The 12,881-nt window shown below is 35.5% G+C and carries 13 protein-coding genes and 2 tRNA genes; 11 read left to right on the plus strand and 4 right to left on the minus strand.

The window, feature by feature from the left end; genetic code table 11:
* Positions 1–154: 154 nt before the first annotated feature.
* From mazG to L6469_RS02340, 8 genes are all read left to right on the plus strand, one after another.
* On the plus strand, positions 155–1,039 hold the full coding sequence (gene mazG / locus L6469_RS02305) for a nucleoside triphosphate pyrophosphohydrolase (RefSeq protein WP_006282337.1): 885 nt from the start codon (positions 155–157) through the stop codon (positions 1,037–1,039).
* Positions 1,040–1,043: 4 nt separating this feature from the next.
* Complete coding sequence (locus tag L6469_RS02310) at positions 1,044–1,637, plus strand: hypothetical protein (RefSeq protein ID WP_006282336.1); 594 nt, start codon at positions 1,044–1,046, stop codon at positions 1,635–1,637.
* A 10-nt stretch (positions 1,638–1,647) separates the two neighbouring features.
* Positions 1,648–2,562, plus strand: coding sequence for a ribonuclease Z (locus L6469_RS02315; RefSeq protein ID WP_006282335.1), 915 nt, complete (start codon positions 1,648–1,650; stop codon positions 2,560–2,562).
* A gap of 80 nt (positions 2,563–2,642) precedes the next feature.
* Positions 2,643–2,960: a T9SS type A sorting domain-containing protein gene (locus L6469_RS02320; protein ID WP_027453702.1), complete on the plus strand. Its 318-nt coding sequence runs from the start codon at positions 2,643–2,645 to the stop codon at positions 2,958–2,960.
* Between the two features lie 95 nt (positions 2,961–3,055).
* Positions 3,056–4,579, plus strand: coding sequence for a L,D-transpeptidase family protein (locus L6469_RS02325; protein WP_006282333.1), 1,524 nt, complete (start codon positions 3,056–3,058; stop codon positions 4,577–4,579).
* 27 nt (positions 4,580–4,606) lie between these two features.
* On the plus strand, positions 4,607–5,152 hold the full coding sequence (locus tag L6469_RS02330; protein WP_006282332.1) for an RNA polymerase sigma factor: 546 nt from the start codon (positions 4,607–4,609) through the stop codon (positions 5,150–5,152).
* 51 nt (positions 5,153–5,203) lie between these two features.
* Entirely contained in the window at positions 5,204–5,578 is a 375-nt protein-coding gene (locus tag L6469_RS02335) for a hypothetical protein (protein ID WP_006282331.1), read from the plus strand.
* Between the two features lie 28 nt (positions 5,579–5,606).
* A complete protein-coding gene (locus L6469_RS02340) occupies positions 5,607–6,056 on the plus strand; it encodes a hypothetical protein (RefSeq protein WP_006282330.1) in 450 nt (149 codons plus the stop codon).
* Between the two features lie 254 nt (positions 6,057–6,310).
* On the opposite strand, the gene L6469_RS02345 is transcribed toward L6469_RS02340, so the two are convergent.
* Positions 6,311–6,385: transfer RNA gene (locus L6469_RS02345), tRNA-Arg, on the minus strand.
* A 30-nt stretch (positions 6,386–6,415) separates the two neighbouring features.
* A tRNA-Arg gene (locus tag L6469_RS02350) sits at positions 6,416–6,489 on the minus strand.
* A gap of 624 nt (positions 6,490–7,113) precedes the next feature.
* Between L6469_RS02350 and L6469_RS02355 the strand changes: the two genes are divergently transcribed.
* Positions 7,114–7,644: a M15 family metallopeptidase gene (locus L6469_RS02355; RefSeq protein ID WP_006282329.1), complete on the plus strand. Its 531-nt coding sequence runs from the start codon at positions 7,114–7,116 to the stop codon at positions 7,642–7,644.
* 223 nt (positions 7,645–7,867) lie between these two features.
* Here the strand turns inward: L6469_RS02355 and L6469_RS02360 are convergent, their stop codons facing one another.
* Both L6469_RS02360 and L6469_RS02365 read right to left on the minus strand, forming a co-directional pair.
* Positions 7,868–8,614, minus strand: coding sequence for a polysaccharide biosynthesis/export family protein (locus L6469_RS02360; RefSeq protein ID WP_006282328.1), 747 nt, complete (start codon positions 8,612–8,614; stop codon positions 7,868–7,870).
* Positions 8,615–8,692: 78 nt separating this feature from the next.
* Positions 8,693–9,064: a hypothetical protein gene (locus tag L6469_RS02365; protein ID WP_027453707.1), complete on the minus strand. Its 372-nt coding sequence runs from the start codon at positions 9,062–9,064 to the stop codon at positions 8,693–8,695.
* 186 nt (positions 9,065–9,250) lie between these two features.
* Between L6469_RS02365 and L6469_RS02370 the strand changes: the two genes are divergently transcribed.
* Both L6469_RS02370 and L6469_RS02375 read left to right on the plus strand, forming a co-directional pair.
* Positions 9,251–11,062 (plus strand): hypothetical protein, encoded by a 1,812-nt coding sequence (locus L6469_RS02370; protein WP_006282327.1) that lies wholly within the window; start codon positions 9,251–9,253, stop codon positions 11,060–11,062.
* Between the two features lie 55 nt (positions 11,063–11,117).
* Complete coding sequence (locus L6469_RS02375; RefSeq protein WP_176759727.1) at positions 11,118–12,503, plus strand: DUF5723 family protein; 1,386 nt, start codon at positions 11,118–11,120, stop codon at positions 12,501–12,503.
* Positions 12,504–12,881: the final 378 nt, after the last annotated feature.

Here is a 12,881-nt window from a genome sequence, read left to right on the forward strand (position 1 = left end):
GTATGCTGTCTGAATATAGTTGATAGCATAATCGGGTACAAAATTACGAAAATTCTTTTTAATAATGTAATAAATAATAGAATTTGTTATTTCCAAACTTTTTATTACCTTTGCATCTGATGGGTAAATTTTACCGCCTTTAATTCATTAGATTATGCATACAAGAGAAGAAAAAATTGAGGCTTTTGGTCGTCTTCTGGATGTTCAGGAACGTCTCCGCAAAGAGTGTCCCTGGGATAGGAAACAAACGTATGAAAGCCTTCGTCCCAATACTATCGAAGAAGTGTTTGAACTGTGTGATGCCTTGATGAAGGATGATCGCAAAAATATATCCAAAGAACTAGGTGATGTCATGGAACATGTGATGTTATATAGTATTATGGGTGATGAAACAAATGATTTTGATGTGGCTGATGTGTGTAATCAACAAGCAGATAAGCTAATGTTCCGTCATGATTTTATCGATTGGAGGGGATGGAAGCTTACTCGTTCTGATATGGTGGTAAATGATTCTGGCCAGGTGGTTTATCGCGATGAGTTAAATCGTGTTCTTGTTGATAGTGATGCTCCTCAAACAGCTTCGCAGGTGGAATCAACTTGGGAGCAGCGTAAACAAAAAGAGCGCGATGGAAATAAAACCGTTTTAGGAGGTGTTCCTGATTCTCTACCGTCTCTTATTAAGGCTTATCGCATTCAGGATAAAGCTCGTAATGTAGGTTTTGACTGGAAGGATAAAGGCGATGTTTGGAAAAAAGTTCGTGAAGAATTGGATGAATTAGAGGCAGAAATTCGAAAAGAAGATCAAGAAAATTCAACGAAGGAATTGGGCGATTTTCTCTTTAGTGTGATTAATGCAGCTAGATTATATAAGCTAAATCCTGATAATGCTTTGGAAAGTACAAATCAAAAATTTATTTCTCGTTTCGGATATGTAGAACAAGCGTTGAAGTCTTTAGGTAAGTCATTTAAAGATACGGACTTAGAGGAAATGGATAAACTTTGGAATGAAGCAAAACAAATAGAAAGAAATAAACAATAATATTATGAAAAAATTGATACCGGTAGTTGTAATGGCTGTGTCTGCTATGATGATGGTTGGTTGCAATGATACTAAGAAAAAAATGCCAGTTGTAACGGTTTCTGACAGCATACGGACGAGTGAGGATGATAATGATACCACTGTCTATGGTGTATGTGGTGAAGGATCTTCTATGCATATGATTCAGTTGATTACGGATAGTGGTGATACCATCGAGTATATGTTTGGCATAGAGGATGATAATCCTGTACAGGGAGGACTACTTGAGGGCGATCGTATGGCCGTGTGTGGCTATAAAACTGAAGATGGTAGTCTGGTTGCCAATAAAATTATAAACTTGACGACTTTATTAGGAAAATGGGTGAGTTTGGATAAGAATTTTGAAATAGAAGAGGGGGGTACTGTTCGTAATTTTACAAATGCCGAAAAGAATCCTTGGAATGTTTGGAAAATCTATAACGGTAACCTTTTACTTAATCGGGATACTTTTGAAATTACAAGTTTGGGTGCTGATAGCCTATATTTAGAAAATAATAATGGCATCTTTACTTATAAACGTCAGAAAAATGAGGGTGGGGTAAAATTATCTCAAAAATAATATTCGGGTCATGGAACCATTTAAAATTCATATTTTAGGATGTGGAAGCGCTCTCCCTACATTGCATCATAATGCATCTTCTCAAATAGTCGAGATTCGTGAAAAGCTCTTCATGATAGATTGTGGTGAGGGTACGCAGATGCAGTTGCGTAAAAGTAAAATACGATTTACAAAAATCAGTGCGGTTTTTATATCGCATTTACATGGTGATCATTGTTTTGGTCTTATAGGTATGATTTCAACTTTTGGAATGTTGGGGCGTACAGCAACTTTGCATGTGTATGCGCCAGCTGACTTTGGACCGATTCTTCAGCAGCAAATTGATTTTTTCTGTTCAGGACTCGAATTTAAAGTTGAATTTCATCCTGTTGACACATCTAAGTCGCAAGTTATTTATGAAGATCGCAGTTTGACGATTGAAACGATACCCTTGGAGCATCGTATAGCATGTTGTGGCTTTATCTTTCGTGAAAAGCCGCTTAAGCCACACATTCGGAGAGATATGTTAGATTTTTTACAAATTCCTGTAAGCCAAATAAATAATATCAAGGCTGGAGCCGATTGGACAACAGAGAGTGGGCAAGTTATACCTAATAGTAGGTTGGTTATTCCTGCTGATCCTGCTAGAAGTTATGCATATTGTAGTGATACCCGTTATATACCGACTTTGCACCAATTATTATGTGGAATAGATACCATATATCATGAGAGTACTTATACTAGCGATTATGAAGATCGTGCACGACTGTATTATCATAGCACTTCTAAACAAGCGGCTTCTGTAGCCCGTGATGCAGGAGCTAAGCAGTTGCTTTTAGGACATTATAGTGCCCGCTATATTGATGAAAGCAAAATTCTTGCAGAGGCTAAGACTATATTCCCAAACAGTAAGTTAACTGATGAAGGAAAAATATTTGATGTTTAGATTGTTAATTTTTATATTTTTTATCAATCTATTAAAAAAAATATTATCTTTGCAATATCTATATTAATTTGATTTGTTGTATGAAAAATAGTATACTTACTATAATCGTTTTAATCGGTATGTTGGTTGCACCTTTTGTTGCCGAAAGTGCTCAGGCTGCTGTAGCTATCGAGATTAGCGATATCGATGCAAATGACGTGACTATTAGCGTTCGTGGAGAAATTCTTCATGTTTTTAATGCAAGTGGTCAGGTTGTTCATATTTATAATTTGGCTGGCGTCTGTGTTGGTACTTATCGTGTGGAAAGTAATGAAAAGCAATTCAATCTGAGCAATCTTACACGAGGATGCTATATTATTAAAGTTGGAAAAACGGTTAGAAAAGTATCTATCAGTTAATTCGTGTGTCAAATTAAGGTAAGTTACAGTAGTATCATCAGTTGATAGATATCGTTAAATGGGAATTTAATCTTTCGTATATTTAAGGTATTTGAGTGTTGTTGAAGAAGAATATCGGTTTTTGGGGGGCCATTTTTGTCTGTTTATTATGCTTTACAGCATGTGAAAAACGTGCAGATAATCCGAATAGACATTTATCATTAGAGTATTATCAGACTCTAAGTGATGATATTTATGCCTTGAATTCCCATCGTATTCGTGCATGTATTGATAGTCTAATCCGTTTAGATCAAGATTCAATGACTCCAGACTATCGTACTCGTGGTTATTATAATGAGCGTAATCCATTCTTGTGGATTACTCGACATGGTGTAGATGAAAGGGTGGATACTCTTTTAGCTTATTTGCGGACAGTATCTGATATGGGATTCTCACAAAAAAAATTCCGTGTAAAGCAGATAGAAGATGATTTAATTCGTATTCGTCAGTTGAAAGTGGATAGTAAGGATGATAATCGAATTAATGATGTAATGGCTCGTTTGGAGTATAATCTTACCAAAGCTTATCTGCGATATACCTCAGGGCAACGGTTTGGATTTGTAAATCCAAGTTATGTGTTTAATCAACTAGACAAAATTGACGGGACTGATAGATTTAGAACTCTTTATGGCGATAAAAGCGAAGCTAGTAATCGAGAGTTCTATGATTCGATACTTCATAAAGTTACTGTTGATAGTGTAAAGGAAGTGTTAAGGGAAATACAACCGACTAATCCTTTTTATAAAGATTTGATGAGTCGGTTACAAAAGCCAAATATAACAGCAGAACAACGTAGACTACTTCTGGTAAATATGGAAAGAAGCCGATGGCGTTTGTCAGATTATCCATATCTTCATACCAAATATGTTATTGTTAATATTCCAGCACTATCCTTGTTCGCTGTAGATGGGGACAAAGTACAGCAAATGAAAGTAGTTGTAGGTGCTCTGAAAACGAAAACGCCTCTTTTGCATAGTAATTTTACTCGTATGGATATAAATCCTCAATGGTTAATACCGATGAGTATATTGAAGTCGAGTGTTGCTCGCTTTGCTGGCAATACTTCTTATTTCAATCGACATCACTATTTTATACGTAATCGTAGTACAGGTAAAGTTGTTCCTACAAATCAGGTAACCAGTGCCATGATTCTTAGTGGTAACTATGTGGTTGTGCAAGAGGGTGGACCTTATAATAGTCTCGGACGAATTATCTTTCGTTTTAATAATGATTATTCCATATATTTGCATGATACCAATTCTAGAGGTGTATTCCAAAAAGAAGATCGTTGTTTGAGCCATGGTTGTGTTCGTGTAGAAAATCCCTTTGATTTAGCAGTTTTTATGTTAGATAATAATAAGTCTGTTATCGGGCGAATCAAATATTCAATGACAGTTGACTCTGTGACAGGACCTGATAAAAATAAACTCATCCACAGCATGAAGGTGATGCAGGATATTCCGGTGTTTATCGTCTATTATACACTGTATCCAAATAGACAAGGTGAGTTGGAGCAGTATCAGGATGTATATGGTTATGATCAGATCATTTATAAGCATCTTAAAAACTATATGTTTTAATGTGGATAATTAATTAAAAGATTTCTTGTGAATATAGATGAGTCTTCCATATTAAAGAATTTACGAGATCCCTCTACTGTTCGTGTAGGGTTTCCCATGCTGGTAAAGCAGTTTAGCCAATCGCTTTACTGGAAGATTCGTCAGATTGTACTCAGTCATGACGATGCTGACGATGTGCTTCAAAATACTTTCATTAAAGTATGGAATAATTTAGATCAGTTTGAGGGGAAATCCTCATTATCAACTTGGCTTTATCGTATTGCCATCAATGAATCTCTTGACTTCTTGCGTAAAAAGAAGCAAGAATTGGATATTGATATTGATGCGGATGTATCCGTAGCGAACCGTTTATTGGCAGATGATTTTTTCGATGGTGATGAGATGCAGGCTTTGTTGCAGGAGGCTATTAGTAGATTGCCTGAAAAGCAGCGAGTAGTATTTAATATGAAATATTACGATGGTATGAAATATAGTGATATGAGCAAGATTTTAGGGACAACAGAAGGTGCCTTGAAAGCTTCTTATCATATAGCAGTGCAAAAAATTACAGAATTTTTAAAGGCTCACCATTAAACCTTTATTTTTTTACTACGTCTAACAAATATATAAATAACAACATTAGCAATGACGAAAGAAGAAAAGTTACTTTCTGATAAATATGGTAAGGATCCTGGATTCATGGTTCCTAAAGGATATTTTGAAGATTTTGCTGATCGAATGATGGCTCAGATACCAGAAAATTCTACAGCAAAGGTGGTGAATATTCGTTCTTCGCATTGGCATCGCTTACGTCCGTATGCAGTTGCAGCAGCTAGCGTATGTGTGGCTATCTTTAGCATAACTACTTATGTTCAAAATCATCATGATAGTGAACTTGGTTCAGCTTCTGCTTCTATATATAAACAGCAGAGCAATTCTGATGCGTGGGATGAGGCTGTAGACTACACTATGTTTGATAATGCAGATCTATATGCCTCTATGGAAGATTTCGGCAAATAGAATAAAAGTAATTAACGCATAAATGAGTATGAAATTTAAAATAATAATGCTTCTCGTTGCTCTTATGATGTCAGTTCAGGTTTGGTCTGATAATCCTGAAAGAGTAAAAGCAAAGTTTGATCCGAAACGATTTGAAGCAGAGATGGAACAGTTTATTACGAGCCAAGCGGCGTTAAGTCCGTCTGAAGCTGCGTCTTTTTTCCCTGTATATAGGGAAATGCAAAAGAAAGCACGTGTGCTCTTTGAAGAAATGCGACGCTGTCACATGACAGATTTGTCCAACCAGCGAGCTTGTAAACAGGCTATTATAAAGATGGATGAGTTAGATTTGGAACTTAAGGAAGTTCAAAGGACATATCATCTAAAATTCATGAAAGTTCTTTCGCCAGCGAAGGTGCTTAAGATTATCAAAGCGGAAGAAAAATTTCATCGTAATGCTTTTAAAAGAATGGTTCAGCGTAGACAAAATAATGATTAGTTTATTTAGTTTTAAGGAATTAATAATATAGATTTTACTTTTTGTGTAAAATTTCATAAGCGCGAAGAAGGGGAGATGCAGTGATGTATTTCTCCTTTTGTGTATATTAGCCAGTTTGTAGTTTTAAGTTATTTAATTAGAGTGGTATGAAAGTGTGCGTTTTTTGTTAGGAAGTGCGAGAGGATATAAAACTAAAAAAGGAGAGTAATTATTTTACTCTCCTTTTTAATCCAACTTGATGTTTGAACATCAAGTGATTCCGTTGGGGTTCGAACCCAAGACCCACAGCTTAGAAGGCTGTTGCTCTAATCCAACTGAGCTACGGAACCATGGATACCGTTTGTTATACAAACTTAAAGTGACTTCGCTGGGATTCAAACCCGGAACCTTCTGATCCGTAGTCAGATGCTCTATTCAGTTGAGCTACGAAGCCTTTTTCTATTTGCGTTTGCAAAGGTACTATATTTTTTTGAATTAACCAAATTTTTTTCTAACTTTTCTTATATACTTTGTCAAGTAAATATTTGTAGTACTAATTAATTTTCTGTTATAAAGGACTTTAGATGCCTGTTCTTACCGATGCCTTTGTTAGGAAAAAGCGATATTGATGGCCATAAGATGATAACTTCAGCCAAGGAGTGATCCTGTCATGGAAAAAATGTCAAAACGCTTTATGCTGAAAAATATATCTCAAAAGGGGCAGGGCTTTTAGATTTAATTTGTATTTTTGTCATGTCTGTTGTGGAAACGCTTGTTTTTATTTAGCAACACTAAAATAGGTGTATTTTACGACACGGCAGAATCATGAGCAAAAAAATGTTGTTCGGTGCTTATAATGAAAATCAAATCAAAGTGTTGCAGAGTTAAGGTTTATTATTTTACTATCATGCGAAAGTTGATTTTATTTGTTTTATTTTTCTTTTGTGTATATGCTCATCAAGTTTTTAGTAAAAAAGTGTTTAGGCCTGGTGAAGTAGTTCCGGGGTCGTATATTAAATCATACGGTTATCGTTCTTTTTTTACTTCACATCAGATTCCTGATACAATCTTTAAGAAGATGTTTGGAAAATCTTATAAAGAAAATTGTACTGTGCCCCGTAGTTCTTTGCGTTATATTCTTTGTCTTCATAAGGATATTGCTGGCAAAACCATTGTGGGAGAGATGGTGGTCAATGCTTCTATTGCTCAAGATATTCTAAGTATTTTTCGTCAACTCTATGAAGCTTCATATCCTATAGAACGCATGAGACTGGTCGATTATTGGAATGCTGATGATGAAATGTCTATGCGGGCTAACAATTCTAGCAGTTTTAATTTTCGTTTTATTTCTCATACTAATGTTGTGTCTAAACATGGTTTGGGATTGGCTATAGATATTAATACGCTATACAATCCTTATCATAAATATCTTAAAGACGGTAAGGAAATTGTTGAGCCGATTACAGCTAAACCTTATCTTAATCGGAATGCTAATTTTCCATATAAAATAGTAAAAGGTGATTTATGTTATAGATTGTTCAAAAAATATGGCTTTAAATGGGGTGGTGAATGGAAGTCTAGTAAAGACTATCAACATTTCGAAAAATAAGTCTGTTGTAGATTTTTTTTGACGGAGGCGGTAAGAAATGTAATCATTTTGTAAATATACTCGTAAAAGGTGATGGAAAAAGATATTTTTTTTCAAAAAGATTTGCTGCTTAGATTTGAAATGACTATATTTGTAGCGTTAATTATACAATTGAGGTTAATTTATTCGCTTGAAGGGTTGTTGTCTGAGAAGACCGCAATCCTTTTTATTTTTAAATGATTTTTTATTTATTATAGAGACTGACAATGAGATTTGCTATACTAAATGGCATTCTTGTCATTGATGTATAATAGTTGACATCCTCTTGTATTTTTCCTTCTTTTGCTTTCAGATCATTGGGCATCACATAAATACAATCACGTTGTTGAAGGTAATAAAAGGGGTCGTTAAATACATTGGCATCCCTCAGGTCAAAGCGGTGTACCACTTTAGCTCCATCGAAGCCTTCTCTTATTAATAGAATATTATCACGGCGACCATATTCTGTAAGATCACCAGCTTGTGCCAAAGCTTCAACTAAGCCGATATGATCTCCTGTTATTTGAATGTCTTTAGGACTTCTTACTTCTCCTACTACTGTCACGAAGAAGTCTTGTATTTTTACGGTTACGACCGGTCTTCCACGTTTAGTAAAATATTTGTTTACTTGTGAGGAAATCAGATCTCTTACCTCATCAGTTGTTTTTCCTACTACTTTTAGCCGTCCAATTACAGGAAAATTGATGGTTCCATCGTTTTCTACTAGATATTTTTGTAAGCTTTCTGAAGGAGATTGTTGTCCGGTGGTGCTATTAGTAGAAAAATTCAAATTGAATGGTTGAGAAGTTTCTGGGTCGATAGACTGTACGGTAATCGAGAGAAAATCTTTTGGCTTTATTCGAATACTATAGTCGTGACTTGACAGACGCATTACTACCTGATTAGCATTTTGAAAATATGGAACATCCTTAGAATATTTATACATGTCCATAATCGTGCAACTGCTGAATAAAGGCAGAGTTATTAAAATGGCCAAGATTTGACGGAACAATCTCATAAGGCTTGTCAACTAGTCATTATACGACTTGAAATCAGCGTGTGCAATTTCAACGAGGTGGATGCTATGTCCGGCGCTATTTAAGATAGGCCGTGGTAAAAACCAACTCAGAATAAGTGTATTGTTTCCATCAGGATCAACCCATTTTTTAGGTTTATATGGATACTTTGTATACAGCCTTATCATCTGTATCTCATCCTGTGAGACATCCACATCCGGAAAATGGTAAACATGATGATTGGGATTTTCCATTTGTCCCTTTCTGTCAAGATAACTGGTATCATAAACTAGAAAGCGCCCAAGATTGCAGTCGGCGTTGACACGAAAGCTAATGTATTCGTGGTCCTCACCTGGTTGTTTTAGTTCATAAATTGCTATATCCATTGAATTGAAATTTCATTTATTGATGCAAAGATACTAAAAAAAAAGATAACGTCCAAATGCAATTGTTTCTTCATGGTCGCGCTGTAATAATTAATAAAATGCTTGCTATTTTTAAGTATTATTTTATAAATTTGCACAAGATTTATACATCGCTTTATTTTTTTTAGAAATCATATAATTTTAGACATGAAGAAATCATTACATTATTTCTGGCTCAGCTTAGCCCTTGCTATAGGAATATTTTGTTCCTCATGCATGGATAGAGACTATTCTTTGTCGGATATCGATGCAATTTTTGGAATTGGTTCAGACTCTTTGGCATTGCCTGTAAACAACTCTACTGCAGAGATACCATTAGATTCATTTGTCCACATCAATACGTCCAATTTTATTGATATTTTAGATAATGGAGATTATGTTTTCCATCTTTCTGATGCTTCAGAAAAGACGGCCTCTGCCACAGTAAAGGAAGTAACTCAGGAAGCTCGTGAATTTCCACAACGTTATGTATCTTTACCACTAATGGGGCTTGCAAAGAATAATACTCGTAAGCGTACTTCAGCAATAGGTGATGGCGATGGAACTTTTGTAATAACTGAAGCTGATAGTCTTGCATTGGCCACTTTTGATTATTCCATTAGTAATGTGCCTGATGAAATATATGATTTAACTTCAGCAACTTTTGATGATACATATTTGGATGTAACATTCTCCTTCAATTCTGCTTTTCAAGGTTGTTTTAAGCAGGTTTACAATATGGCTTTCCGTTTGCCATCATTCTTTGTTCTTGATAAAGCAGTTTATAACGGGCAAGAAATTAATCCTACAGCAAATCAAGTGTCATTGCTTAATCTTTCTACCAGTTCTAGTCATACTATCCGTTTTTATGTGAAGGGTCTCGATTTTACTGCAAACGATAAACTTGGATCTTTAGTATTCAAAAAAGGGGAAAGCATAAAAGCATCAGGTCGTGTTGGTTTGGCTATGACTTTGCTTAAGCAAGATTTGATAAAGACAGAAGGATTGGTTAATGGTGCCATCGTGGGATCTGCTAAGGTGAGTAAGACAACTATTAGCTATGCTACAGGTAAATTTTCTCCATCGTTTAATTTTGCCAATTGGGGTAGCGTGAAGCTAAATAATATTCCATCAGTGTTGTCTGATGATTCTGTTAAGGTAGATCTTTATGATCCTCATGTTAATCTTACCATATCATCTACTCCTATATTGCCGATAGATGTTAAGGTTTCAGGAAATCTTATAGCTTATGATGCAGCTAATCAAGTGATAAAGTCTTTGGCTATAGATCCGTTTATTATTCCTAGAAATGCAGGAGTAGTTAGTCTCAGACGTAGATATGCTGCTAGCAGTGGTGATACTTCTGTAGTGGTAGTTCCAGAGCTCTCTACTTTAGTAAATAAGATTCCTTCTGTTATTAAATTTGCGGATATTAAAGCTATTGGCGATACTTCGACTTCTACTTCAGTTCAGTTGGGTACTAGCTATACATTAACTAGTAAATATGCAGTAGACTGTCCTTTGGCTTTTGCAGATAGTGCACGTATCGTATATCGTAAGGATATGACAGGGTGGAACAGCAGTTTGAAAGATCTTCAGTTTAAAGATGAAGATACTGAAATTGTGGTAACATCTGATGTGGAAAACAAGATTCCTATGTATCTTCAGCTTTCTGCTTATGGTGTTAATAATAGAGGTCAAGCGATAAGTGATAGTCGTCTTAAGATTGTTGTAGAGAATGTTATAGCTCCGTCTTTGGATGGTAAAACACCAGTGCATACTTCTGTGCGTGTTGTTGTTAAACCATTAGATCCAACTGTTCTCAAAGATTTAGATGGTATAAAGATTCGTTTTGATGGAACTACAAGTTATGATGGTGAGTCCATTCAGAATGTTGGCTTGAATGCCTATTATCAGACATTGAAAATGAACAATATAGCTGTAACAATTTATGGAAAGCTTATCTATGATGCGAATTAATCCATAAATATTGTTAAGTTTGAATTTAATTTTTTTAGAATAGATGAAAAATCGAATGAAACAACTGGGGTTGGTATCAATTTTCAGTTTCGCAATATTGCCAGCACAGGCTCAAGGTTCTATGTCTGGCTTTTTTACAGATGGGTTCTTGTACCGTCATCAGATGAATCCAGCTCTTGGCAACGATAGTACTACTTATATTTCTATTCCTGTTATTGGTAATGTCAATGCAAGAATGTATGGTAATTTTGGACTTCAGGATGTTCTCTTTGATAATCCTCGTTATCCAGATGCTAGTAATAAGAAAAAAACGACTTTCTTGAGTCCGTATATCGAAAATGGATTAGATGGCTTCAGTAAGGGTAATAATCGTGTTGGTGCTGATGTAAAAGTAGGTTTACTTTCTGCAGGTTGGAAAGGAATGGGTGGCTATAACACTTTTGATGTTAATCTACGAGCTACTGCCGATGTAAAGATACCTTATGAATTTCTCGCATTTGCTAAAGATACAGGCAATAAAGATTATGATATGGGTGATCTTGATGCAGAGGCTACTAGTTATGTAGAAATAGCTTTGGGGCACAGTCACCAAGTTAGCGATCGGTGGAAGGTCGGTGGAAAACTAAAATTCCTTTTGGGGCTTGGCAATGCACGTCTTCAAATGCATAATATGAAAGCTACTCTTTCTGATAATCAGAAGTGGGAGATTTCTGGTGATGCAGTAGCAGATGTTTCTATTAAGGGCTTTGAGTATAAAAGTAAGTATAAGCAATACAATAGTAGGGATGAGCAGTATAGTTATGTAAATGACGTTAAAGTAAGTGGATACGGTATCAGTGGTTTTGGTATGGCTGCTGATTTTGGTGCTGAATATAAGGCTGGAGATAGATGGAATCTAAGTGCTGCTTTACTTGATTTTGGTTTTATTAGTTGGAGTAATGATATTCAGGCTAAGAATATTTCTAATCATGTTACCTTTGATGGTTTTCATGATTTGACTGTTGGTGGTGATAGTGATAATCCGATGGATAAGCCTGCTGATGAATATGCTGATCAGTTTATGGATTTTGCTCATCTTACCTCTTTAGGGGATCAGGGAAAGCGTACCACTATGCTTGGTGCAACCCTTAATCTTGCTGCTAGTTATAAAGCATGCGATTGGTTTAAGGCTGGATTGTTAAGTTCTACCCGTTTGCATGGATCATTCAGCTGGACAGAGGCTCGATTAAGTGGTAACTTTATGCCATTGTCTTGGGTAGATGGTAATGTAAATGTTGCTGTAGGAACATTTGGTCCTAGTATAGGCTGGTTGTTGAATTTTCATCCTATGGGTTTCAATTTCTTTATTGGTATGGATCATGTGTTGGGTAAGCTGTCTAAGGAAGGAATTCCTTTGAATAGTAATGTTCAATTAAGTACTGGTTTTAATATACAGTTCTAAATTATAATTTTTTACACAAGAAGCATCTCAATTTGAGATGCTTCTTGTGTAAAAATACAAACCGGTCTGCTCTCGCGAGCAAGCCGGTCGAAACTAAATTAACATATGATTAGCGGATAAAAAAATTTCTTTCATTGAAGTCTTTAAATAATTAATATATTCGTTAAAAAGCAATAGTAATTGGATTATAATTGGAAAGCATGAAATTGTATTTCTACAAGATCATCCATTCTATGGATTTCGGCTTTATGCCAACAGAAATATCATGTTTGAATTAATACTTGTTGAGTTTTTATAATTTATTATTCTCATTATTCTGTTTTATCATGATAGAATGTTTGTACGTATGTTCATATGCAAAGGTAGCAATTATTTCTG

The organism is Segatella baroniae B14 (assembly GCF_022024235.1).
In the GTDB taxonomy this organism is placed as follows: domain Bacteria; phylum Bacteroidota; class Bacteroidia; order Bacteroidales; family Bacteroidaceae; genus Prevotella; species Prevotella bryantii.